The 23,900-nt window shown below is 58.2% G+C and carries 26 protein-coding genes; 3 read left to right on the plus strand and 23 right to left on the minus strand.

The window, feature by feature from the left end; all coding sequences use genetic code 11:
- Window positions 1-3: 3 nt before the first annotated feature.
- From rplF to rpsL, 21 genes are all read right to left on the minus strand, one after another.
- Complete coding sequence (gene rplF, locus MRBLRC7O_RS07935) at window positions 4-537, minus strand: 50S ribosomal protein L6 (protein WP_003495204.1); 534 nt, start codon at window positions 535-537, stop codon at window positions 4-6.
- 43 nt (window positions 538-580) lie between these two features.
- A complete protein-coding gene (gene rpsH, locus MRBLRC7O_RS07940; protein WP_003507786.1) occupies window positions 581-979 on the minus strand; it encodes a 30S ribosomal protein S8 in 399 nt (132 codons plus the stop codon).
- A gap of 12 nt (window positions 980-991) precedes the next feature.
- Window positions 992-1,297 (minus strand): 30S ribosomal protein S14, encoded by a 306-nt coding sequence (gene rpsN, locus MRBLRC7O_RS07945; protein ID WP_003507785.1) that lies wholly within the window; start codon window positions 1,295-1,297, stop codon window positions 992-994.
- Window positions 1,298-1,330: 33 nt separating this feature from the next.
- A complete protein-coding gene (gene rplE / locus MRBLRC7O_RS07950; protein WP_003507784.1) occupies window positions 1,331-1,885 on the minus strand; it encodes a 50S ribosomal protein L5 in 555 nt (184 codons plus the stop codon).
- On the minus strand, window positions 1,878-2,186 hold the full coding sequence (gene rplX, locus MRBLRC7O_RS07955) for a 50S ribosomal protein L24 (protein WP_367727407.1): 309 nt from the start codon (window positions 2,184-2,186) through the stop codon (window positions 1,878-1,880). The genes rplE and rplX overlap by 8 nt, the downstream gene beginning before the upstream one ends.
- 12 nt (window positions 2,187-2,198) lie before the next feature.
- On the minus strand, window positions 2,199-2,567 hold the full coding sequence (gene rplN, locus MRBLRC7O_RS07960; protein WP_003495199.1) for a 50S ribosomal protein L14: 369 nt from the start codon (window positions 2,565-2,567) through the stop codon (window positions 2,199-2,201).
- Between the two features lie 235 nt (window positions 2,568-2,802).
- Window positions 2,803-3,039 (minus strand): 30S ribosomal protein S17, encoded by a 237-nt coding sequence (gene rpsQ / locus MRBLRC7O_RS07965; RefSeq protein ID WP_003495195.1) that lies wholly within the window; start codon window positions 3,037-3,039, stop codon window positions 2,803-2,805.
- An 11-nt stretch (window positions 3,040-3,050) separates the two neighbouring features.
- Window positions 3,051-3,251 (minus strand): 50S ribosomal protein L29, encoded by a 201-nt coding sequence (gene rpmC / locus MRBLRC7O_RS07970; protein ID WP_003495193.1) that lies wholly within the window; start codon window positions 3,249-3,251, stop codon window positions 3,051-3,053.
- 12 nt (window positions 3,252-3,263) lie between these two features.
- Entirely contained in the window at window positions 3,264-3,677 is a 414-nt protein-coding gene (gene rplP / locus MRBLRC7O_RS07975) for a 50S ribosomal protein L16 (protein ID WP_003507774.1), read from the minus strand.
- 38 nt (window positions 3,678-3,715) lie between these two features.
- On the minus strand, window positions 3,716-4,447 hold the full coding sequence (rpsC, locus tag MRBLRC7O_RS07980) for a 30S ribosomal protein S3 (protein ID WP_003507773.1): 732 nt from the start codon (window positions 4,445-4,447) through the stop codon (window positions 3,716-3,718).
- Entirely contained in the window at window positions 4,447-4,836 is a 390-nt protein-coding gene (gene rplV, locus MRBLRC7O_RS07985; RefSeq protein WP_003495184.1) for a 50S ribosomal protein L22, read from the minus strand. Before rplV ends, rpsC begins: the two co-directional genes overlap by 1 nt.
- Window positions 4,837-4,838: 2 nt before the next feature.
- The gene (rpsS, locus tag MRBLRC7O_RS07990; protein WP_003507772.1) at window positions 4,839-5,117 is read right to left on the minus strand and encodes a 30S ribosomal protein S19; all 279 of its coding nucleotides are present in this window, start codon (window positions 5,115-5,117) and stop codon (window positions 4,839-4,841) included.
- A 15-nt stretch (window positions 5,118-5,132) separates the two neighbouring features.
- Window positions 5,133-5,969 carry a 50S ribosomal protein L2 gene (gene rplB / locus MRBLRC7O_RS07995; RefSeq protein WP_003507771.1) on the minus strand — a complete coding sequence of 279 codons (837 nt, stop codon included), beginning with the start codon at window positions 5,967-5,969 and terminating at the stop codon, window positions 5,133-5,135.
- A 43-nt stretch (window positions 5,970-6,012) separates the two neighbouring features.
- A complete protein-coding gene (locus MRBLRC7O_RS08000; RefSeq protein WP_003495178.1) occupies window positions 6,013-6,306 on the minus strand; it encodes a 50S ribosomal protein L23 in 294 nt (97 codons plus the stop codon).
- Entirely contained in the window at window positions 6,303-6,923 is a 621-nt protein-coding gene (gene rplD, locus MRBLRC7O_RS08005) for a 50S ribosomal protein L4 (protein ID WP_003495173.1), read from the minus strand. Before rplD ends, MRBLRC7O_RS08000 begins: the two co-directional genes overlap by 4 nt.
- Window positions 6,924-6,935: 12 nt before the next feature.
- Entirely contained in the window at window positions 6,936-7,577 is a 642-nt protein-coding gene (rplC, locus tag MRBLRC7O_RS08010) for a 50S ribosomal protein L3 (RefSeq protein WP_003507769.1), read from the minus strand.
- Window positions 7,578-7,781: 204 nt separating this feature from the next.
- A complete protein-coding gene (rpsJ, locus tag MRBLRC7O_RS08015; RefSeq protein ID WP_003507767.1) occupies window positions 7,782-8,090 on the minus strand; it encodes a 30S ribosomal protein S10 in 309 nt (102 codons plus the stop codon).
- A gap of 311 nt (window positions 8,091-8,401) precedes the next feature.
- Window positions 8,402-9,577 (minus strand): elongation factor Tu, encoded by a 1,176-nt coding sequence (tuf, locus tag MRBLRC7O_RS08020; protein WP_003507684.1) that lies wholly within the window; start codon window positions 9,575-9,577, stop codon window positions 8,402-8,404.
- Window positions 9,578-9,642: 65 nt separating this feature from the next.
- On the minus strand, window positions 9,643-11,742 hold the full coding sequence (fusA, locus tag MRBLRC7O_RS08025; RefSeq protein ID WP_003507762.1) for an elongation factor G: 2,100 nt from the start codon (window positions 11,740-11,742) through the stop codon (window positions 9,643-9,645).
- Between the two features lie 34 nt (window positions 11,743-11,776).
- Complete coding sequence (rpsG, locus tag MRBLRC7O_RS08030) at window positions 11,777-12,247, minus strand: 30S ribosomal protein S7 (RefSeq protein ID WP_003507761.1); 471 nt, start codon at window positions 12,245-12,247, stop codon at window positions 11,777-11,779.
- A gap of 77 nt (window positions 12,248-12,324) precedes the next feature.
- Window positions 12,325-12,696, minus strand: a complete 372-nt coding sequence (gene rpsL / locus MRBLRC7O_RS08035; RefSeq protein ID WP_010969193.1) for a 30S ribosomal protein S12 — start codon at window positions 12,694-12,696, stop codon at window positions 12,325-12,327.
- A 526-nt stretch (window positions 12,697-13,222) separates the two neighbouring features.
- On the opposite strand from rpsL, the gene MRBLRC7O_RS08040 reads away from it, so the two are divergent.
- The 3 genes from MRBLRC7O_RS08040 to MRBLRC7O_RS08050 all read left to right on the plus strand — a co-directional run bounded on the left by MRBLRC7O_RS08040 (window position 13,223) and on the right by MRBLRC7O_RS08050 (window position 15,062).
- Window positions 13,223-13,516, plus strand: a complete 294-nt coding sequence (locus tag MRBLRC7O_RS08040) for a hypothetical protein (RefSeq protein WP_003507722.1) — start codon at window positions 13,223-13,225, stop codon at window positions 13,514-13,516.
- 11 nt (window positions 13,517-13,527) lie between these two features.
- Window positions 13,528-13,878, plus strand: a complete 351-nt coding sequence (locus MRBLRC7O_RS08045; RefSeq protein WP_003507721.1) for a VOC family protein — start codon at window positions 13,528-13,530, stop codon at window positions 13,876-13,878.
- Window positions 13,879-13,976: 98 nt separating this feature from the next.
- Window positions 13,977-15,062: a helix-turn-helix transcriptional regulator gene (locus tag MRBLRC7O_RS08050; protein ID WP_080866262.1), complete on the plus strand. Its 1,086-nt coding sequence runs from the start codon at window positions 13,977-13,979 to the stop codon at window positions 15,060-15,062.
- A 154-nt stretch (window positions 15,063-15,216) separates the two neighbouring features.
- On the opposite strand, the gene rpoC is transcribed toward MRBLRC7O_RS08050, so the two are convergent.
- Both rpoC and rpoB read right to left on the minus strand, forming a co-directional pair.
- Window positions 15,217-19,425, minus strand: coding sequence for a DNA-directed RNA polymerase subunit beta' (rpoC, locus tag MRBLRC7O_RS08055; protein ID WP_080866263.1), 4,209 nt, complete (start codon window positions 19,423-19,425; stop codon window positions 15,217-15,219).
- Window positions 19,426-19,606: 181 nt separating this feature from the next.
- Complete coding sequence (gene rpoB / locus MRBLRC7O_RS08060) at window positions 19,607-23,743, minus strand: DNA-directed RNA polymerase subunit beta (RefSeq protein WP_080866264.1); 4,137 nt, start codon at window positions 23,741-23,743, stop codon at window positions 19,607-19,609.
- Window positions 23,744-23,900: the final 157 nt, after the last annotated feature.

Raw genomic sequence — 23,900 nt, forward strand, 5'->3', positions numbered from 1 at the left:
TCCTTACTTCTTCTTGCCTTCTTTGCGGACAATACGCTCTTCAGCGTACTTCACGCCCTTACCCTTGTAGGGCTCGGGACCGCGGTATTCGCGGATTTCCGCGGCTACCTGGCCAACCTGCTGCTTGTTGATGCCGGAAACGATGATTTCCGTCGGCTTCGGAACGGCAATGGTGATGCCGACCGGCGGCTCGTAAACCACGTCGTGGGAAAAGCCGAGAGCCAGCTGCAGGTTCTTGCCCTGCATGGCGGCACGGTAACCGACGCCGTTGATTTCGAGCTTGCGCTCGTAACCGTCCTTAACACCCTTGAAGATGTTCTCGATCATCGTGCGGGACATGCCCCACTTCGAACGAGCTTCCTTGGTGCCGTTAGCCGGCGTTACGGAAACGCCGTTATCTTCGAGCTTCAGCTGAATGTCGTCGTTAGCGACGAAAAACAGTTCACCCTTCGGGCCCTTCGCAGTGACCTTCTGGCCGTCGACATTGGCCGTCACACCTGCGGGAACCGGAACGGGCTTTTTACCGATACGAGACATTATTCAATCCTGTCTGTTCGTTATGGAGATCCTTGCTCGGGTCTTAGAAGACCGAGCAAAGAACCTCGCCACCAACGTTCTGTTCGCGAGCCTGGTGATCGGCCATCACGCCCTTCGGGGTCGAAAGGATGGTGATGCCGAGGCCGTTCGCGACCTGCGGAATGGACTTTACCGAGACATAAACCCGGCGGCCCGGCTTGGAAACGCGGCCGATCTCACGGATCACGGACGCGCCTTCGTAGTACTTCAGCTCGATCGTGAATTCGGACTTGCCGTTTTCGAAATCGACCTTGGAATAACCGCGAATGTAGCCTTCAGCCTGCAGCACGTCGAGAACGCGTGCGCGGAGGCTGGAAGCAGGCGTGCTTACCGCAGACTTGCGGCGAGCGGCACCATTGCGGATGCGGGTGAGCATATCACCCAAAGGATCAGTCATGGTCATGTGCCCGTCTCCTTACCAGCTCGACTTGACAATGCCCGGCACCTTGCCGGAATTGCCCAGCTCACGAAGCGCGATACGCGACATCTTGAGCTTGCGATAGAACGCGCGCGGACGGCCCGTTACTTCGCAGCGGTTGCGGATACGCGTCTTCGAGCCGTCACGCGGCAGCGAAGCGAGCTTCAGAGTGGCCTTGAACCGGTCTTCGATCGGAAGGGACTGGTTCATCACGATCGCCTTCAGTGCAGCGCGCTTGGCGGCCTGCTGGGCGACCGACTTGCGGCGGCGCTTGTTCTTTTCAACTGCGCTTGTTTTCGCCATATCGGAGTTCCTTTTCTACGCTCGTCGTTACGGTTAGTGACGGAACGGGAAGTTGAACTCTGTCAGCAGAGCCCGAGCTTCGTCGTCCGACGTCGCCGTCGTGCAAACGATGATGTCCATGCCCCACATCTGATCAACCTTATCGTAGTTGATCTCAGGGAACACAATGTGTTCCTTGATGCCCATGGCGAAGTTGCCACGGCCGTCAAAGCTCTTCGGGTTCAGGCCCCGGAAGTCGCGAACGCGCGGCAGCGCGATGTTGACCAGACGATCAAGGAATTCGTACATGCGTGCGCCACGAAGGGTAACCTTCGCACCGATCGGCATGCCTTCGCGAACCTTGAAACCAGCGATCGAGTTGCGAGCGCGGGTAACGACCGGCTTCTGGCCGGCAATTGCAGCCAGATCGGCGGCAGCAATCGTGGGCTTCTTGGAGTCGGCAGTTGCCTCGCCAACACCCATGTTGATCACGATCTTTTCAAGCTTCGGGATCATCATCACGTTGGCGTAGGAGAACTTCTCCTGCATGGCGCCACGGATACGGGAAACGTATTCCGTCTTGAGACGCGGCTCGTACTTATCAGCCATCGATCACTTCTCCCGAACGCTTGGCCACGCGGACCTTCTTGCCATCCACAACAGAGAAGCCAACGCGGGTCGGCTTGCCATCCTTGTCGACGATGGCGATGTTGGAGATGTGCAAGGATGCTTCCTTGTTGATGATGCCGGCTTCCTGTGCCTGGGTCTGGCGCTGGTGACGCCTCACCATGTTTACGCCACGCACAACGGCACGGTCTTCTTTCGGCATCACCTGGATTACTTCGCCGGTACGGCCCTTGTCCTTACCGGTCAATACGACAACCTTGTCGCCTTTACGAATTTTCTGCATCGCTATAGCTCCTTACAGCACTTCTGGAGCCAGCGAGATGATCTTCATGTGGTTCTTGGCGCGAAGTTCACGCGGAACCGGTCCGAAGATACGGGTGCCGATCGGCTCTTTCTTGTTGTCGATAAGAACGGCTGCGTTGTTATCGAAACGGATGACGCTGCCGTCAGCGCGGCGGATGTCCTTGGCGGTGCGAACGACAACCGCCTTCATCACGTCGCCCTTCTTGACGCGGCCGCGCGGAATAGCTTCCTTGATGGAAACGACAATAATGTCGCCAACAGAAGCATATTTGCGCTTCGAGCCGCCCAGCACCTTGATGCACATGACACGACGTGCGCCGGAATTATCCGCCACGTCGAGGTTTGTTTGCATCTGAATCATGTCAGGTCGCCTTCTTGTTGTTACCGGAACGGTTGGGCAAACTCTCCCGAGCGAGCCCCCTGCCCCAGCTTATGAATATATCTTCGTCTTGCGCGGAAATGTCGTGACAGGGTGGTTTCCCGAAGGACCTTCCGTGCGCATCAAAGCAAAAGACGCTCGATTCACGAGCGTCCTTGCGGTGCTTCATACAGGAATTCGCGCCAAGTTCAAGAGACCTGGCGCGATTCTGATGAAATTAAGCCTGGGCGGATACGACCGTCCAGCGCTTGTCCTTGGAGATCGGTGCGCATTCCTCGATGGAAACGACATCGCCGACCTTATACTGATTGTTCTCGTCGTGTGCCTTGTACTTCTTCGAACGACGAACGGTCTTCTGAAGCAGCGGGTGAGCGAATCGACGCTCAACACGAACTACGACAGTCTTCTCGTTCTTGTCGGACACAACGACGCCCTGCAGAATGCGTTTCGGCATATTATTTTTCCTTAGGCCTTGGCTTCTGCCGCCTTCTGGCGGGCAATGGTTTTAACGCGGGCGATATCCTTGCGGACTTCGTTGATGCGCGAGGACTTCTCCAGCTGACCAGTCGCCTTCTGGAAGCGCAGGTTGAACTGCTCCTTCTTCAGATCGGCGAGCTTGTCCTTGAGCTGGTCGGCGCTGAGGCCGCGAACTTCATCGGCTTTCATGTGCCTTGCTCCTTACTCTGCGATGCGCTGTACGAAGCGCGTCTTGACCGAGAGCTTGGCAGCGCCGAGACGAAGCGCCTCACGGGCGATCTCCTCGGTAACACCGTCGATCTCGAACATCATACGACCGGGCTTGACCTTGCATGCCCAGTAATCGACCGAACCCTTGCCCTTACCCATACGAACTTCGGTCGGCTTGGCCGTAACCGGAACGTCGGGGAATACGCGGATCCACACACGACCTGCGCGCTTCATGTAACGCGTGATCGCGCGGCGGGCCGCTTCGATCTCGCGTGCATTCACGCGGTTCGGTTCCTGCGACTTCAAGCCGAATTCACCGAATGCCAGGTCAAAGCCGCCCTTGGCGACGCCTTTGATGCGTCCCTTGAACTGCTTACGGTACTTAGTACGCTTTGGCTGCAACATTTTCTTACTTCTCCGAGCTTATCTTTCGCCAGCGTCAATCAAGCGTTTTCGCGACGACGATCGGAACGATCGCCACGCTCACGGCTTGCAGGGCCCTGTGCGTCGCCTTCGAGACCGCGACGCTCAGAAGCCATCGGATCGTGCTCAAGGATTTCGCCCTTGAAGATCCAGACCTTGATGCCGCAGATGCCGAATGCGGTTTCAGCTTCGGCTGTGCCGTAGTCAATGTCCGCACGCAGCGTGTGCAACGGAACGCGACCTTCGCGGTACCATTCGGTACGAGCGATTTCTGCACCACCGAGACGGCCGCCGCAGGTGATCTTGATGCCTTCGGCGCCAAGACGCATTGCGGACTGAACAGCACGCTTCATCGCACGGCGGAAAGCCACGCGGCGCTCGAGCTGCTGAGCGATCGACTGGGCAACCAGCGTCGCGTCGATTTCCGGCTTGCGCACTTCAACGATGTTGAGGTGCGTTTCGGAGTTGGTCATTTCGGAAAGCTTCTTGCGAAGCTTCTCGATGTCTGCACCCTTCTTGCCGATGATCAGACCCGGACGAGCCGAGTGGATCGTGACGCGGCACTTCTTGTGCGGACGCTCAATGACGACCTTGGCGATACCGGCCTGCTTGAGTTCCTTGATCAGGTAAGCCCGGATCTTCAGGTCTTCATGCAGAAGCTTGCCGTATTCTGCGGTGTCAGCGTACCAGCGGCTGTCCCAGGTACGGTTGATGCCGAGGCGGAAGCCGATCGGATTGATTTTCTGACCCATTATGCGGCCTCCCCTTTTTCCTCAACTTCACGAACAACGATCGTGAGGTGAGAGAACGGCTTTTCAATGCGGGAAGCACGACCACGGCCACGGGCGTGGAAACGCTTCATGGTGATGGACTTGCCAACATAGGCCTCGGCGACGACGAGAGCGTCGACGTCGAGGTCATGGTTGTTTTCCGCATTGGCAATTGCAGATTCGAGCGTCTTCTTGACGGTGCCTGCAATGCGCTTGCGGGAGAATTCGAGCTCGGCGAGAGCGCGATCAACCTTCTTGCCACGGATAAGAGCGGCAACCAGGTTCAGTTTCTGGGGGCTGACGCGGAGCGTACGGGCAATGGCCTGAGCCTCATTGTCCTTCAGCCGGCGTTCGGTCTTAGCCTTCGCCATGATTACTTCCTCTTTGCCTTCTTGTCCGCGCCGTGACCGTAATAGGTACGGGTCGGAGAGAATTCACCGAACTTGTGTCCGACCATGTCTTCGTTGACGGAGACGGGCACATGCTTGCTGCCGTTGTAGACGCCGAACGTCAGACCAACGAACTGCGGCAGGATCGTGGAGCGACGGCTCCAGATCTTGATTACTTCGTTACGTCCGCTCTCGCGCACCTTCTCAGCCTTGGTGAGAAGATAGCCGTCAACAAACGGACCTTTCCATACTGAACGAGCCATTAGTGACTACCTCTCTTACTTCTTACGCTGATGGCGCGAGCGCATGATGAACTTGTCGGTCGACTTGTTCGAACGGGTGCGCTTGCCCTTCGTGGGTTTACCCCACGGAGTAACCGGGTGGCGACCACCCGACGTGCGACCTTCACCACCACCGTGCGGGTGGTCGACCGGGTTCATGACGACGCCGCGAACGTGCGGACGCTTGCCACGCCAACGCGAACGACCGGCTTTACCGTCGTTGATGTTGCCGTGATCCGAGTTCGAAACAGCGCCGATCGATGCGAGGCAGGAGCCGTGCACCAGACGCTGTTCGCCCGAGTTGAGACGCAGGATGGCCATACCGGCATCGCGGCCGACGAGCTGGACATACGTACCGGCGGAGCGAGCGATCTGACCGCCCTTGCCCGGCTTCATCTCGACGTTGTGGATGATCGAACCAACAGGAATGTACTGAAGCGGCATGGTGTTGCCGGGCTTCACGTCCACTGCCTTGTCGGAGGCGATCACCTTGTCACCGGCAGCGAGACGCTGTGGCGCGAGAATGTAAGCCTGTTCGCCGTCGGTATACGTAACCAGCGCGATGAACGCGGTGCGGTTGGGGTCGTATTCCAAACGTTCAACGGTGCCTTCAACGTCGAACTTGCGACGCTTGAAGTCAACCAGACGGTAGGTCCGCTTGTGACCGCCACCCTGGAAACGGACGGTGATCCGGCCCTGGTTGTTACGGCCACCCTTGGAGCTGAGGCCCTGGGTGAGAGCCTTTACCGGCTTGCCCTTGTAGAGCGAAGCGCGGTCCACGATAACCAGCTGACGCTGGCTCGGCGTGGTCGGATTGAAACTTTTCAATGCCATATTCTTGTTCCCTTTTGGGTCTTTGCCCGCTTGGGCCTAACCTTTAGAGTCCGGTGGACACGTCGATGGATTGACCTTCGGCGAGCGTAACGACGGCTTTCTTGACGTCCTTCAGCTTACCGGCGAACCCACGGAAACGACGGGTCTTACCCTTGCGGATAAGCGTGTTCACAGCCGTGACTTTGACGCCGAAGAGAGCTTCCACGGCAGCCTTGATTTCAGGCTTGGAAGCGCTTTTGGCGACGTTGAATACGACCTGGTTCTGTTCGGATACCAGCGTCGACTTTTCCGTGATCGAAGGAGATACGATCACATCGTAGTGGCGAAGATCCGTCATTTGAACCGCTCCTCCAGAGCCTCTACAGCAGCCTTGGAAAGCACCAGCTTGCCACGGCGCAGGATGTCGTAAACATTGATGCCCTGTACCGGCAGAACGTCCACATTCGGGATGTTCTGAGCAGCGAGCTTGAAGTTGCCATCAAGTTCGGCGCCGCCGATGACGAGAGCGTTGGTCAGGCCAAGCGAAGCGAAGCTGCCCAGCAGAGCCTTGGTCTTTGCTTCGGACGCGACCAGCTGATCGACGATGATCAGTTCTTCAGCCTTCAGCTTTGCAGACAGGGCGTGACGCAGAGCAAGCGCACGAACCTTCTTGGGAAGGTCATGTGCGTGGCTGCGAACGACCGGGCCGTGGGCCTTGCCGCCGCCGCGGAACTGCGGTGCGCGAGCCGAATGGTGACGAGCGCGGCCCGTACCCTTCTGCTTGTACATCTTCGCGCCGGTGCGGGAAACTTCCGACCGGTTCTTGGACTTGTGGGTTCCCTGCTGCTTCTTTGCAAGCTGCCAGCGAACCATACGGGCCAGGATGTCCTGGCGGGGGTCGAGGCCGAAGATCTCATCCGACAGAGAAACCTTGCCGGCGTCTTTTCCCTCGAGGGTTTTGACGTTCAATTCCATGATAAGGCTCCCTTACTTCGCAGCCGACTTGACGGCGTCGCGGACGATGATCCAGGAACCCTTCGAGCCGGGAACTGCACCCTTCACGAGGATGAGGCCACGGTCTTCATCGGTCGAAACGACTTCGAGGTTCTGGGTCGTAACGCGCGTCTGGCCCATATGACCAGCCATGCGCTTGCCCTTCCAGACGCGGCCCGGATCCTGGTTGTTACCGGTCGAACCGTGTGCACGGTGCGATACGGAGTTACCGTGCGAAGCGCGGCCACCACCGAAGTTGTGACGCTTCATAGCACCGGCAAAACCTTTACCGATCGTGGTTCCAGTGACGTCGACCAGCTGGCCGGACTGAAAATGATTTGCGGTCAGTGTTGCACCGATGTCGATCAGGTTCTCGGGGGAAACCCGGAACTCGACGAGCTTGGCTTTCGGCTCGACGTTGGCAGCGGCAAAATGACCGCGAAGCGCCTTCGTCGTGTTCTTGACCTTGGACTGGCCGGCACCGAGCTGAACTGCGGTGTAGCCATTCTTGTCTTCCGTGCGCTGGGCAACGACTTGTACGTTATCCAGTCGCAATACTGTTACAGGGATATGTTCACCTGCGTCGTTATAGACGCGTGTCATACCCACTTTCTGTGCAATCACACCTGAACGCATTGGTTCATCCTCTTGCGAGCCTTGAAGGGAAAACCCTCTCTGGCCTTTGTTAAGGAGTGCCCTTCGACATCTCACGATGTTTCCGGTCTCCGGTTTGGAAGTCGTTGGATTTCTCCACGTACCTTCCTTGTTATTGGCCTTCACCCGAGGGTGAAGCCCGGCCTTGTTACTTCAGCCCTCACCTTGGATGGATCGGGCCGGGTCTTAGAGCTTGATTTCCACGTCAACGCCAGCAGCGAGGTCGAGCTTCATCAAAGCATCGACAGTCTGCGGGGTGGGGTCAACGATATCGAGAAGACGCTTGTGCGTCCGCATTTCGAACTGTTCACGGCTCTTCTTATCAACGTGGGGAGAGCGGTTGACGGTAAACTTTTCGATGCGGGTGGGGAGCGGAACCGGGCCGCGAACGCTGGCGCCGGTGCGCTTTGCGGTCGACACGATTTCACGGGTAGAGGCATCGAGGATCCGGTGATCGAACGCCTTGAGGCGGATACGGATATTCTGGCCGTTCATTCGTCTTGTCCTTGTTCTTTGTTATTCGTTTCCGCACGCGGAAACACATGAACTTCTATTGATCGTGGCGCCGCAGATTTTCAAAAATCGAGAGGGATGAGCGTTACACCCCAATCATTTCGGTAGTCTGTATTGCTAAAAACACCGCGCTCCGCAATCGCTTGCGAATCCAGCGGTGATTGTGAGTGCGCGTTTACGCGCTTTCACCGAATTTTTCAAGCACTAAAAATGCAACGCCGCCAGGCTTTTTACTAAAAGGCCGGCGGCGGTGTTGTTCACACCGCCGCCAGTCAGAATTTCAATGGTCGAAATTACTCGACGATCGAAGCCACGATGCCGGCGCCGACCGTACGGCCGCCTTCGCGGATAGCAAAGCGCAGCTTTTCTTCCATCGCGATCGGAACGATCAGCTCGACTTCAACGGTGACGTTGTCGCCAGGCATAACCATTTCCGTGCCTTCCGGAAGCGACACGATGCCGGTCACGTCAGTCGTACGGAAGTAGAACTGCGGACGGTAGTTCGTGAAGAACGGCGTATGACGGCCGCCTTCTTCCTTCGTCAGGATGTAGGCTTCTGCCATGAACTTCTTGTGCGGCTTGACCGAACCCGGCTTGCACAGGATCTGACCACGCTCAACGCCGTCACGGGTAACACCGCGAACGAGTGCACCGATGTTGTCGCCAGCCTGGCCCTGGTCGAGCAGCTTGCGGAACATTTCAACGCCGGTAACCGTCGTCTTCGACGTCGGACGGATGCCGACGATTTCGACTTCTTCACCAACCTTGACGATACCGCGCTCTACGCGACCCGTCACAACCGTACCACGGCCAGAGATCGAGAACACGTCTTCGATCGGCATCAGGAACGGCTGGTCGATCGGACGCTCAGGCGTCGGGATGTAGGCGTCAACAGCAGCCATCAGCTCGCGGATCGCGTCTTCACCGATCTTCTTGTCAGAATCTTCAAGAGCGGCAAGTGCCGAACCCTTGATGATCGGAATGTCGTCGCCCGGGAAGTCGTAGGACGACAGAAGTTCGCGAACTTCAAGCTCGACGAGCTCGAGAAGCTCGGCGTCGTCAACCTGGTCGACCTTGTTGAGGAACACGACGATCGCCGGAACGCCAACCTGACGGGCGAGCAGGATGTGCTCGCGCGTCTGCGGCATCGGGCCGTCAGCTGCAGAGCAAACCAGGATCGCGCCGTCCATCTGGGCAGCACCGGTGATCATGTTCTTCACGTAGTCGGCGTGGCCGGGGCAGTCGACGTGCGCGTAGTGACGGGCAGGCGTCTCGTATTCAACGTGTGCCGTCGAGATCGTGATACCACGAGCCTTTTCTTCCGGAGCCGCGTCGATCTGGTCATACGCCTTGAACTCGCCGAAGAACTTCGTGATTGCTGCCGTCAGCGACGTCTTGCCATGGTCAACGTGACCGATCGTGCCAATGTTGACGTGCGGCTTATTGCGCTCGAACTTGCTCTTTGCCATTAGTGGCTCTCCATTCTTGTCCCTTGACGGGAATAATCTTCAAAATTCGGTGGGGCGTACCCCGATCACTTCTGACCGGAGTACTTTGCCTGGATTTCCTGCGCCACGTTCGACGGAACCGGCGAATAGTGGTCGAACGTCATCGAGTACTGTGCACGGCCCTGCGACATGGAGCGCAGGTTGTCGACGTACTTGAACATGTTCGCGAGCGGAACATGCGCGTTGATGACGACGGCGATACCACGGCTTTCCTGGCCCTGGATCTGACCACGACGGGAGTTCAGGTCGCCGATAACGTCACCGACATAGTCTTCCGGCGTTACGACTTCGACCTTCATCATCGGCTCGAGAAGCTGTGCGCCAGCCTTCTTCGCTGCTTCACGGAAGCAGGCACGCGATGCGATTTCGAAGGCGAGAACCGACGAGTCAACATCGTGGAATGCACCGTCGACCAGCGTCGCCTTGACGCCGAGCATCGGGAAGCCAGCCAGCGGACCGGAAGACAGAACGCTTTCGATACCCTTCTGAACGCCCGGGATGTATTCCTTCGGAACAGCACCACCGACGATCTTCGATTCGAACTTGAAGTCTTCGCCTTCGGGGTTCGGTTCGAAGATGATCTTCACGCGAGCGAACTGACCGGTACCACCGGACTGCTTCTTGTGCGTGTAGTCTTCTTCGTGCTGACGCGTGATGGTTTCGCGGTAGGCAACCTGCGGAGCGCCGACGGTAGCTTCAACCTTGAACTCGCGACGCATACGGTCAACGAGAATGTCGAGGTGAAGTTCGCCCATGCCTGCGATGATCGTCTGACCGGATTCTTCATCCGTCTTGACGCGGAACGAAGGATCTTCAGCAGCCAGACGGTTGAGCGCGAGGCCCATCTTTTCCTGGTCGCCCTTGGTCTTCGGCTCGATGGCGATCTGGATGACCGGCTCGGGGAATTCCATGCGCTCGAGGATAACCGGCTTCAGCGGATCGCAGAGCGTATCGCCAGTGGTGGTTTCCTTGAGGCCAGCCAGAGCAACGATGTCGCCGGCAAAGGCTTCTTCGATGTCTTCACGGCTGTTGGAATGCATCTGCAGCATACGGCCGACGCGCTCGCGCTTGTCCTTGACCGTGTTGATGACCGACGTGCCCTTTTCGAGCTTGCCGGAGTAGATGCGGGCGAAGGTCAGCGAACCGACGAAGGGGTCGTTCATGATCTTGAACGCGAGCATGGAAAGCGGCTCGCTGTCATCGGCATGACGCTCGATTTCGGCTTCGGTCTTGAAGTCGATGCCCTTGATCGCGGGAATGTCCAGCGGCGAAGGCAGGTAGTCGACGACGGCGTCGAGAAGCGGCTGAACGCCCTTGTTCTTGAACGCGGTACCGCAGAACATCGGGTGGAACTTCACGTCGATGGTGCCGCGGCGAACGAGCGCACGGATCTTTTCGTTGTCGGGCATGATGCCGTTCAGGTAGTCTTCCATCGCTTCTTCGTCGATCTCGACAACGGTCTCGATCAGCTTTTCGCGATATTCGTCAGCCTTGGCCTTCATGTCTTCAGGAATTTCGACGACGTCCCACTGAGCGCCGAGCGATTCGTCGCGCCAGATGAGTGCGTTCATCTCGATCAGGTCGATAACGCCCTTGAACTCGGTCTCAGCGCCGATCGGCAGCTGCATGACAACGGCGATGGCGCCGAGACGGGTCTTGATCATTTCTACCGAGCGGTAGAAGTCAGCGCCGGTCTTGTCCATCTTGTTACAGAAGATCATGCGCGGAACATGATACTTCTCGGCCTGGCGCCAGACGGTTTCCGTCTGCGGCTCAACACCGGCGTTGGCGTCGAGCAGCGCGATGGCTCCGTCGAGAACGCGCAGCGAACGCTCAACTTCAATGGTGAAGTCGACGTGGCCGGGGGTGTCGATGATGTTGAAGCGGCGCATCTTGCCGTCGCGACCCTTCCAGAAGGTCGTGGTGGCAGCGGAGGTGATGGTGATACCACGCTCCTGCTCCTGTTCCATCCAGTCCATCGTGGCTGCGCCATCGTGAACTTCACCGATCTTGTGCGACTTACCGGTGTAATAAAGGATACGCTCGGTGGTCGTCGTCTTGCCGGCGTCGATATGCGCCATGATACCGAAATTGCGGTAGTCTTCGATTTTATATTCGCGAGCCATAATGGACTGCCTTTCGATATGCGACCGGTTAAGATTACCAGCGGTAATGCGAGAATGCGCGGTTGGCGTCGGCCATCTTGTGCGTGTCTTCGCGCTTCTTGACAGCAGAACCGCGGTTGTTCGCAGCGTCCATGAGTTCGCCGGAAAGGCGATCGACCATGGTCGTTTCGTTGCGCTTGCGGGCAGCCGTGATCAGCCAGCGAATAGCGAGGGCCTGACGGCGCTCGGGGCGAACGTCGACGGGAACCTGATAGGTGGCACCACCAACGCGGCGCGAACGCACTTCAACGTGCGGAGCAACGTTGTCGAGGGCGGAGTGGAACACGCCGAGCGGCTCCTGCTTCGTCTTGCCCTGAACGACGTCGAACGCGCCGTAAACGATGCTTTCTGCGACCGACTTCTTGCCGTGAAGCATGATGGCGTTCATGAACTTGGTGACGACCAGATCGCCGAACTTCGGGTCCGGGTTGATCTCACGCTTTTCTGCACTATGGCGACGGGACATATTTTTTGTCTCTCAATGTTATTGACGCTTTACCACGCGGAGAACCTCGCGCAGCGCCGGAATTTGTTAAACCCGAATTACTTCGGACGCTTCGCACCGTACTTGGAGCGGCGCTGCTTGCGGTTCTTGACGCCCTGGGTATCGAGAACACCGCGGATGATGTGGTAACGCACACCCGGCAAGTCCTTTACGCGGCCGCCGCGGATCATGACCACGGAGTGTTCCTGAAGGTTGTGACCTTCGCCCGGAATGTAACCGATGACTTCGAAGCCGTTGGTGAGGCGGATCTTGGCAACCTTACGCAGAGCCGAGTTCGGCTTCCTCGGGGTCGTCGTGTAAACGCGGGTGCAAACACCACGCTTCTGCGGGTTTTCCTGAAGAGCAGGAACCTTGTTGCGCTTTACCTGTGCCTGGCGAGGCTTGCGGATCAGCTGGTTTACGGTAGGCATATAACCATCCCTTGCAAAAACTACTTAAGCCACCCTCACGGGTGGCGGCTATGCCGTTGCCGGCGACGATGCACGCATATATCCTCATGCGCAAAACGTGGCCCGATCCGGTTTCACGGATGGACCACCAAGAGCAGAGGACACCGGATGAGGCGTCTTGCGTGCAACATTCGTGTCTTCTACGTGCAATGGAGACCCGTTTGAGATGATGTTCGGGAAAAAGCTTTCCGAACGGCCAGCACCCACAGAGGCTCCGATGGCGGGCGTACTACTGTTTTAGCCAGCTTTCGTCAAGGGCGAATCCACATTTTGCCCCCGCGCCCGCGGCCACGAAGCCCGCGTCCGGGCCATTTCCAGCCAGCTTTAACATAAGTCGGCGCAGAAGGCTGCGATTTCGACCTCCACGCTTTGGCTTTTCATAAAATCCGTCTATTGATTCCCTGTGGCGAGCCGGAGCAGCGCCGCCACGGGCGGAACCGATTCCATCGGCCCCCATTACAGCAACGAATGATCAAGGAACCGCGTCATGAGCACCCTCCCCGACAACGACAACGGACGCGAAGAGCCGATGGTCTTCATCGTCATCGGCAAGGCCTATGAGCACGACAATTCCGAAGGCATCGACATCCACGTCATTTTGCGGGCGCCGGACGACGATACCGCCGTGCGCGAAACGCTGAACGCGCTTTCCGAGGAAGGCTTCATCGAAGCGGACCTCGACCAGATCGGCATGCTGACCGAAGTTCCCGATGAAGAGCCGCACGCTTCCGCCTATCAGGGCGCGCTCGAAGGCGAAGTCGCCATCATCCGTTTCGCCTGAGGCGCAAATCCATGGCGGTAAGACGGGTCGTCGCCAATATAGAAACGCCCGACCCAGCGCGGGCGAAGGCGTTTTATTGCGATATTCTCGGCATGCCCGTCGCCATGGATCACGGCTGGATCGTCACCCATGCCAGCCCGCTCGAAGCAAGAGCACAGGTCAGCTTCGCAAGTGAAGGCGGCTCCGGCAATGATGTGCCGGACCTTTCGATCGAGGTTGATGATTTCGAGGAGGTCCACGCCAGAATCCTGAAGGCCGGGCTGCCCATCGAATACGGCCCCGCCGTCGAGGCATGGGGCGTACGCCGCCTTTTCGTGCGCGACCCCTTCGGCAAACTTATCAATATATTAAGTCACTCATAGATTATATACTTTTAATACAATAGTATTATTTCTTTATCCGTTGAACAATACCAAAATATGAGCTTACAATAGTACCGGCGCAAAATTCCGGTGGCGGGTTGGATAATATATCTTCAGCAGACATTATCGATGACATTTACGAGGCGGCACTTTTCCCTGATCGCTGGGCTGAGGTCATAGAGACAATCGGTAACCGCCTGGATTTCTGGGGCGGTGCGCTTACCTGGGGCAAGGGTGAGGAAGAGGCATGGCTCTTTACCCCCAATCTGCAGGACGTGATGCAGGCCTTCATGGAAGGCGGCTGGAACAGGCGCAACGATCGCCTAACCCGCGCAATCCGCGAAGGACAGTTTTCCTTCGTACAGGATTTTGACGTCTTCACCCATGACGAATGGGCCAGATTGCCGATCGTGCGTGACTTCCTGATGCCGCGCGGATTGGGATATGGCGCGGCAACGCAGATTGCGCCACCGGATCATCCGGAAATGACAGTGCTTTTCGAACGCAAACTCGATAGCGGCGTCATCGGGCCGGAAACCATGGCGGCGCTGGGCCGGCTGAGGCCACACATTGCCCGCAGCCTCACCCTCGCAACCCGGCTGCAGCGACAGAAGGCCGACGCCATGACGCTCGGGCTGAACGCCATAGGCGCGCCAGCGGCGGTGCTACAGGCGAGCGGGCGTATCCTCTCCGCAAACGACATGTTTCTCTCTCTCAGGAAATGTATTTCCACCCGTGCCCGCGACAGGATCGTGGTGTCAGACGAAAGAGTAAACCGGCTGCTCTATAAGGCGCTCGCCGGAGATAATGTCGGCTCTTTCCCCCTCCCGACCGGCGAAGATCGGTCCTGCATCCTCCACGTCATACCGTTGCGCAGGAACGCACTGGATTTGTCCCCGAAAGGTTCCGCCATCGTGCTGATATCGCAACCCATGGGCACCATCACCGATGCAACGTCACTGTTAAAAGGGCTATACGATCTCACCAAGGGCGAGGCCCGCGTGGCTCTGGAAATCATGAAGGGGCTCTCGCTTCCCGCCGTGGCGAAGCAATTGCAGATTTCCCATGAAACGGTGCGCAGCAACGCCAAGTCGATCTATGCGAAGACTGGCAGCACCGGCCAAACTGATCTCGTTCGCCGGCTCTCCGTTCTCACCCGCTATAACATCCGCGAACAGAGCTGACCCTCGCCGCGCGGCTGAAGATAATCTCAAAGACAAATCGTAAAATCGCGCTGACTCGCCGGTGGCTTCCACACAAACAAAAACGCCCGGATTGCTCCGGGCGTTTCCATTGAACCTTTGGCGGGGCTTCGTAAAGCCCCTGCCCTGTCTGACCTTATTCGGCGGCCGGAGCCTGGTCCGTCATGTCCTGCAGCATCTGGTTCGCAGAGCCTGCACCCGTACCCTTGCGGCGTTCCTCGAGGATGAGGTCGTCGCGCGAGGTGGCGATGCGGCGGATCTGCGTCATGGTGCCGCCGGTACCGGCCGGGATGAGACGGCCGACGATGACGTTTTCCTTGAGGCCCTGCAGCGTGTCCGTCTTGCCGGCGATCGCAGCTTCCGTGAGAACCTTGGTGGTTTCCTGGAAGGATGCGGCCGAGATGAAGGACGGCGTCTGCAGCGAAGCCTTGGTGATGCCGAGCAGAACCGGCTCGCCATAGGCAGGCTTCTTGCCTTCTTCGATCAGGCGGTCGTTGTTGTCGTCAAGCTCGATGCGATCGACGTTGTCGCCAACGATGTACTGGCTGTCGCCAGCATCGGTGATTTCAACCTTCTGCAGCATCTGGCGAACGATCACCTCGATGTGCTTGTCGTTGATCACAACGCCCTGGAGTCGATAGACTTCCTGGATTTCGTTCACGAGGTAGGAAGCCAGAGCCTCCACGCCCTTGATCGCCAGAATGTCGTGCGGCGCCGGGTTGCCGTCGAGAATGTATTCGCCCTTCTCGATGTAGTCGCCTTCCTGAAGATGGAAGGGCTTGCCCTTCGGGATCAGGTATTCGACCGGCTCGACGCCGTCTTCCGCAGGCTCGATCATCACGCGACGCTTGTTCTTGTAGTCGCGGCCGAGGCGGATCGTACCATCGATCTCGGCGATGATGGCGTGATCCTTCGGACGACGTGCTTCGAACAGTTCGGCAACGCGCGGCAGACCACCGGTGATGTCCTTCGTCTTGGCGCTTTCCAGCGGCGAACGTGCAAGCACGTCACCCTGGGAGACCTTGGAACCCGGCTCGACCGACAGGATCGCGTCCACGGACAGATGGAAGCGGGCTTCGCCACCACGGCTAAGCTTCGCCACAGCGCCGGAAGCGTCCTTGATGATGATCGCGGGCTTCAAGTCCGAACCGCGCGGCGTCGAACGCCAGTCAATGACCTGACGCTTGGTGATGCCGGTGGATTCGTCGGTCGCTTCCAGAACGGAGAGACCGTCGACGAGGTCTTCGAAGTGAACGGTACCTTCCACTTCCGTCATCATCGGACGGGTGTAGGGGTCCCACTCTGCAAGACGCTGGCCACGCTTAACCTTGTCGCCATCATCCACGAAGATCTTCGAACCGTAAGCGACACGCTGCGAGGAACGTTCCGCGCCGCGCTCATCAAGGATCGTAACGGACATGTTACGGCCCATGGCGATGAGAACGCCTTCCGAGTTCCGCAGGATGTTGCGGTTCTTGATCTGGATCGTGCCTTCATAAGACGCTTCGAGGAACGACTGGTCGACCACGTTCGCCGTACCGCCAAGGTGGAACGTACGCATGGTGAGCTGCGTGCCCGGTTCACCGATCGACTGTGCGGCGATGACGCCAACGGCTTCGCCCATGTTGACAGGCGTACCGCGTGCAAGGTCACGACCGTAGCAGACGCCGCAGACGCCGATCTGCACTTCGCAGGTCAAAGCAGAGCGGATGCGAACGGACTGGATGCCCGCCTTTTCGATGGCGGCCACATCGGCCTCATCGATAAGCGTGCCGGCCTTGACGATGTTCTCGCCGGAAACCGGATGATCGATATCGTCCAGAGCCGTACGGCCGAGGATACGTGCGCCAAGCGAGGCAACAACCTGACCGGCATCGACGATGGCGGTCATGGTGAGGCCCTTGTCGGTGCCGCAATCCACGGAGTTGACGATGCAATCCTGCGCGACGTCGACGAGACGACGGGTAAGGTAACCCGAGTTCGCCGTCTTCAAGGCGGTGTCTGCCAGACCCTTACGGGCACCGTGGGTCGAGTTGAAGTACTCGTTAACGGTCAGGCCTTCCTTGAAGTTCGAGATGATCGGCGTCTCGATGATTTCACCCGACGGCTTCGCCATCAGGCCGCGCATGCCGCCCAGCTGACGCATCTGGTTCGGAGAACCACGGGCGCCCGAGTGGGACATCATGTAGATGGAGTTCATCGGCTTCTGGCGGCCCGTTTCCGGATCGAACTCGACAGCCTTGATGCGTGCCATCATTTCTTCGGCGACCTTTTCGGTAGCCTTGCCCCAGGCGTCGACAACCTTGTTGTACTTTTCGCCCTGGGTGATGAGACCATCATTATACTGCTGTTCGTATTCCTTCACGAGAGCTTCGGTGTCACCGACGATCTTCACCTTGCTGTCCGGAATGACCATGTCGTCCTTGCCGAACGAAATGCCGGCGCGGCAGGCATGGGCAAAGCCGAGCTGCATGATGCGGTCGCAGAAGATGACCGTGTCTTTCTGGCCGCAATGACGGTAGACCGTGTCGATCATCTTGGAGATGTTCTTCTTGGTCATTTCCTGGTTGCAGACGTCGAAAGGCACGTTGACGTTCTTCGGCAGAAGTTCGCCAATCAGCATACGGCCAGGGGTCGTTTCATGGATCTTGGAAACCGGCTTGCCGTCGGCATCCACGGTCTTGAAGCGACCACGGATCTTGGCATGCAGCGTCACGACCTTGTTTTCAAGCGCGTGATGCAGTTCGCCGATATCCGAGAAGGCCATGCCTTCGCCCGGCTCGTTCTGGTTCATGATCGACAGGTAATACAGGCCGAGAACCATGTCCTGCGAAGGAACGATGATCGGGTGGCCGTTTGCCGGATGCAGGATGTTGTTGGTCGACATCATCAACACGCGCGCTTCCAGCTGGGCTTCCAGCGAAAGCGGAACGTGAACAGCCATCTGGTCACCGTCGAAGTCGGCGTTGAAGGCCGTGCAGACGAGCGGGTGCAGCTGGATGGCCTTGCCTTCGACCAGCATGGGTTCGAAAGCCTGGATACCCAGACGGTGCAGCGTCGGTGCGCGGTTCAGGAGAACCGGATGTTCGCGGATGACCTCGTCGAGGATATCCCAAACTTCAGGCTTTTCCTTTTCAACCAGCTTCTTGGCCTGCTTGACGGTCGAGGAGTAACCCTTGGCGTCGAGGCGGGCGTAGATGAACGGCTTGAACAGTTCGAGCGCCATCTTCTTCGGCAGGCCGCACTGGTGCAGCTTCAGCTCCGGACCGGTCACGATGACCGAACGACCGGAATAGTCGACGCGCTTGCCGAGAAGGTTCTGGCGGAAGCGGCCCTGCTTGCCCTTGAGCATGTCGGAGAGCGACTTCAGCGGACGCTTGTTGGCACCCGTGATGACGCGGCCGCGACGGCCGTTGTCGAACAGCGCATCGACGGATTCCTGCAACATACGCTTTTCGTTGCGGATGATGATGCCAGGCGCACGAAGCTCGATCAGGCGCTTCAGACGGTTGTTACGGTTGATGACGCGGCGATAGAGATCGTTAAGGTCGGACGTCGCGAAACGACCGCCATCCAGCGGAACCAGCGGACGCAGGTCCGGCGGAATGACCGGAACGACCTTCATGATCATCCATTCCGGACGGTTGCCGCTCTCCATGAAGTTCTCGACGATCTTCAGGCGCTTCATCAGCTTCTTCTGCTTGAGATCAGACGTGGTCTCAGCAAGTTCGGCACGCAGGTCGCCAGCGATCTTTTCGAGGTTCATCGAAGCCAGCATCTCATAGATGGCTTCAGCGCCGATCATGGCGGTGAACTGGTCTTCGCCGAACTCGTCGACGGCAATCATGTACTCTTCTTCGGACAGAAGCTGGTTCTGCTTCAGCGAAGTGAGGCCGGGTTCCGTGACGATGTAGTTCTCGAAATAGAGAACGCGCTCGACATCCTTCAGCGTCATGTCGAGCAGGGTCGAGATACGCGAAGGAAGCGACTTCAGGAACCAGATGTGGGCAACCGGCGCTGCGAGCTCGATATGGCCCATGCGCTCACGGCGAACGCGCGACAGCGTCACTTCGACGCCGCACTTTTCGCAGATGATGCCCTTGTACTTCATGCGCTTGTACTTGCCGCACAGGCACTCGTAGTCCTTGATCGGTCCGAAAATACGCGCGCAGAAAAGACCGTCGCGTTCCGGCTTGAACGTACGGTAGTTGATGGTTTCCGGCTTCTTGATCTCGCCGTAGGACCACGACAGGATTTTTTCCGGCGAAGCGATCGAAATCCGGATGGAATCGAAATGCTGCGCAGGCACCTGAGGATTGAAAAGATTCATGACCTCTTGGTTCATGCCTTGTCTCCTTGAGAGGCTAGCTGCTGCCCCTGTTTGCATCTGGACCGGCTTCTTCCCGGGTCACCGTCCAGAGCTTTAAATACGGATTAACCGCACAATGCGGCGAAAGTGTCCCTCGGCAACCGCAGGCTGCCGGAGGAACCGGCAGGCGCCCAAAAAGGCGCCCGCCTCTCTCATTTTATTCCGCCGCGTCGGGCAGCTGGTCGTCGGGCTGGTTCTCGATCTTCGAGTTTTCCAGTTCGACCGAAAGACCGAGCGACCGCATTTCCTTGACGAGAACGTTGAAGCTCTCCGGAATGCCGGCCTCGAACGTGTCGTCACCACGGACGATCGCCTCGTAGACCTTGGTGCGGCCCGCCACGTCGTCCGACTTGACGGTGAGCATTTCCTGCAGCGTGTAAGCCGCGCCGTATGCTTCCAGAGCCCAGACTTCCATTTCCCCGAAGCGCTGTCCGCCGAACTGCGCCTTGCCGCCCAGCGGCTGCTGGGTAACGAGCGAGTAAGGACCGATCGAGCGAGCGTGGATCTTGTCGTCAACAAGGTGGTTCAGCTTGATCATGTACATGTAGCCGACGGTGACCTTGCGGTCGAACGGCTCACCGGTACGACCGTCATAAAGGACGGACTGGCCGGATTCATGCAGACCTGCCTTCTTCAGCATCGCGGCGACGTCAGGCTCATGCGCACCGTCGAAGACCGGCGTCGCGATGGAAACACCGCGCTTGGCTTCTTCGGCAAGCTTGACCAGCGATTCGTCATCAAAGCGCTGCACCTCATCATGCGATTCACTCGCATAGATTTCGGTGAGCTCGGTGCGAAGCTCGCTGATGTCCATCGTCTTGCGATACTCTTCGAGCATCTCGCCGATCTTCTTGCCCATGCCTGCGCATGCCCATGCGAGGTGGGTTTCGAGGATCTGGCCGACGTTCATGCGCGAAGGCACGCCGAGCGGGTTCAAGCAGATGTCGACATGCGTGCCGTCTTCGAGGAACGGCATGTCCTCGACAGGAACGATACGCGAGACGACGCCCTTGTTACCGTGACGACCGGCCATCTTGTCGCCCGGCTGGATCTTGCGCTTCACAGCAACGAAGACCTTGACCATCTTCATGACGCCCGGAGGCATTTCATCGCCGCGCTGGACCTTTTCGACCTTGTCCATGAAGCGCTGTTCAAGGCGCGACTTGGATTCGTCGTACTGGCCGCGAAGCGCTTCCAGTTCGGACTGGGCCTTCTCGTCTTCGACTGCAAACATCCACCACTGCGAGCGGGGATATTCGGAGACGACGGCGTTGGAAAGCTCGACGCCCTTCTTGAAGCCCTTCGGACCGGCGATGGAAACGTGACCACGCAGCATGTCGATCAGGCGGCCGTAGACGTTACGGTCGAGAATTGCCTGTTCGTCGTCGCGGTCCTTTGCCAGACGTTCGATCTCTTCGCGCTCGATTGCCATCGCGCGCTCATCCTTCTCCACACCGTGACGGTTGAAGACGCGGACTTCCACAACGGTACCAAACGTGCCCGGAGGCATGCGCATGGAGGTGTCGCGAACGTCGGAAGCCTTTTCACCGAAGATGGCGCGCAGAAGCTTTTCTTCCGGCGTCATCGGGCTTTCGCCCTTCGGCGTGATCTTGCCGACGAGGATGTCGCCCGGCTGAACTTCCGCACCGATGTAAACGATACCGGCTTCGTCGAGGTTCTTCAGCGCTTCTTCCGAAACGTTCGGAATGTCGCGCGTGATTTCTTCCGGACCAAGCTTCGTGTCACGCGCCATCACTTCGAATTCTTCGATGTGGATGGAGGTGAACACGTCGTCGGAAACGATACGTTCCGACATCAGGATCGAGTCTTCGTAGTTGTAGCCGTTCCAGGGCATGAACGCGACGAGCGCGTTACGGCCGAGCGCCAGGTCACCGAGGTCGGTCGACGGACCGTCAGCGATGATGTCACCCTTGGAGATGAGATCGCCGACGGCGACCAGCGGACGCTGGTTGACGCAGGTGTTCTGGTTCGAACGCTGGAACTTCTGCAGACGGTAGATATCAACGCCCGACTTGCCGGCATCGAGTTCTTCCGTAGCGCGGATAACGATACGCGTCGCATCGACCTGGTCGACGACACCGCCGCGGCGAGCCGCGATGGCAGCGCCGGAGTCACGGGCAACGATCGGTTCCATGCCTGTGCCGACGAACGGCGCTTCCGCCCGCAGAAGCGGAACGGCCTGACGCTGCATGTTCGAGCCCATGAGAGCGCGGTTGGCGTCGTCGTTTTCCAGGAACGGAATGAGAGCCGCCGCGACCGAAACGAGCTGCTTCGGCGAAACGTCCATCAGGTTGATGTTGTCGCGCGGTGCGAGCATAACTTCGCCCGAGTGACGGCAGACAACGAACTCTTCAACGAAGGCGCCTTCGCCATCGAGTTCAGCATTGGCCTGTGCGACGTAGTACTTGGCCTCTTCCATGGCGGAGAGGTAGATAACGTCGGTCGTCACCTTGCCGTCGATGATCTTGCGGTACGGGCTTTCGATGAAGCCGTACTTGTTGACGCGGGCAAAGGTGGCAAGCGAGTTGATCAGACCGATGTTCGGGCCTTCCGGCGTTTCGATCGGGCAAATACGGCCGTAGTGGGTCGGGTGAACGTCGCGGACTTCGAAGCCGGCGCGCTCGCGGGTCAGACCACCCGGTCCAAGAGCCGAAAGACGACGCTTGTGGGTGATTTCCGAAAGCGGGTTCACCTGGTCCATGAACTGCGACAGCTGCGAGGAACCGAAGAATTCGCGAACGGCGGCAGCTGCCGGCTTCGCGTTGATCAGGTCCTGCGGCATCACGGTGTCGATTTCGATCGAGGACATACGTTCCTTGATCGCACGTTCCATGCGCAGAAGGCCCAGACGATACTGGTTTTCCATCAGCTCGCCGACCGAACGAACACGGCGGTTGCCGAGGTTGTCGATGTCGTCGATTTCGCCCTTGCCGTCGCGCAGTTCGACCAGCATCTTGACGACGGCGAGGATGTCTTCCTTGCGCAGCGTGCGCACGGTGTCTTCCGCATCGAGGTCGAGACGCATGTTCATCTTCACGCGGCCAACAGCCGAGAGATCGTAACGCTCTGCATCGAAGAACAGCGAGTTGAACATCGCTTCCGCGGAGTCCATGGTCGGCGGTTCGCCCGGACGCATGACGCGGTAGATGTCGAACAGCGCTTCCTGGCGGTTCTGGTTCTTGTCAACGGAGAGCGTGTTACGGATGTAGGCGCCAACATTGACGTGGTCGATGTTGAGAACCGGAATCTCATCGAAGCCGGACTGAAGGATCAGGCCAAGCGTCTTCTCGTCGATTTCGTCGCCGGCCTCGAGATAGATTTCACCCGTCTCGTAGTTGACGATGTCTTCGGCCAGGAAGTTGCCGTAGAGGTCTTCGTCAGTCGCCTTAAGCGCCTTCAGGCCCTTGTCGACGAGCTGGCGGATAAGGCGCGGGGTCAGCTTCTTGCCACCCTCGACAACAACTTCGCCGGTGTCGGCGTCGATCATGTCGGTGATGACCTTGGCATTCTTCAGCGCGTCAGGCTGGAACGGGATACGCCAGCCGTCACCGGCGCGCTCGTAGGTAGCCTTGGTATAGAAGGTCGACAGGATTTCTTCGCCGTCCATGCCGAGCGCCATCAGGAGCGAGGTCACGGGCAGCTTGCGGCGACGGTCGATACGCGCATAGACGATGTCCTTGGCGTCGAATTCGATGTCGAGCCAGGAACCGCGATACGGGATAACGCGGGCAGCGAAAAGCAGCTTGCCGGAAGAATGGCTCTTGCCCTTGTCGTGATCGAAGAACACGCCCGGCGAACGGTGCATCTGCGAAACGATGACGCGCTCGGTGCCGTTGACGATGAACGTACCGTTATTGGTCATGAGCGGCATGTCGCCCATGTAGACGGACTGTTCCTTGATGTCCTTGATGGACTTCGCGCCCGTATCTTCATCGATATCGAACACGATGAGGCGCAGCGTCACCTTCAGCGGCGCTGCATAGGTCAGATCGCGCTGACGGCATTCCTCTACGTCGAACTTCGGCGCTTCGAATTCGTAGGACACGAATTCGAGCATGGAGGCGCCGGAAAAATCGGTGATCGGGAATACGGACTTGAATACGGCATTCAATCCCTCGTCGGGACGGCCACCCTTGGGCTCGTCAACCATGAGAAACTGGTCGTACGAAGCCTTCTGAACCTCGATGAGGTTCGGCATTTCCGCTACTTCTGGAATTTTGCCGAAAAACTTGCGTACGCGCCTGCGACCGTTAAACGAAAGGGTCTGAGCCATCGTCGCTCCTTTAAAAATTGCATCCGGGCCTGCAACGGACGGGAACCGATGGCCAGTCGATCCCGTCAAGCAATGGGTGTCATCAATCTCGTTCCACATCCCGGATCGATCAGGCCGGATTGCCTAGATGAGCCGGTTCGGAACCATTCTCTTGAAG

This window comes from Agrobacterium radiobacter (assembly GCF_040801995.1).
GTDB lineage: Bacteria > Pseudomonadota > Alphaproteobacteria > Rhizobiales > Rhizobiaceae > Agrobacterium > Agrobacterium radiobacter.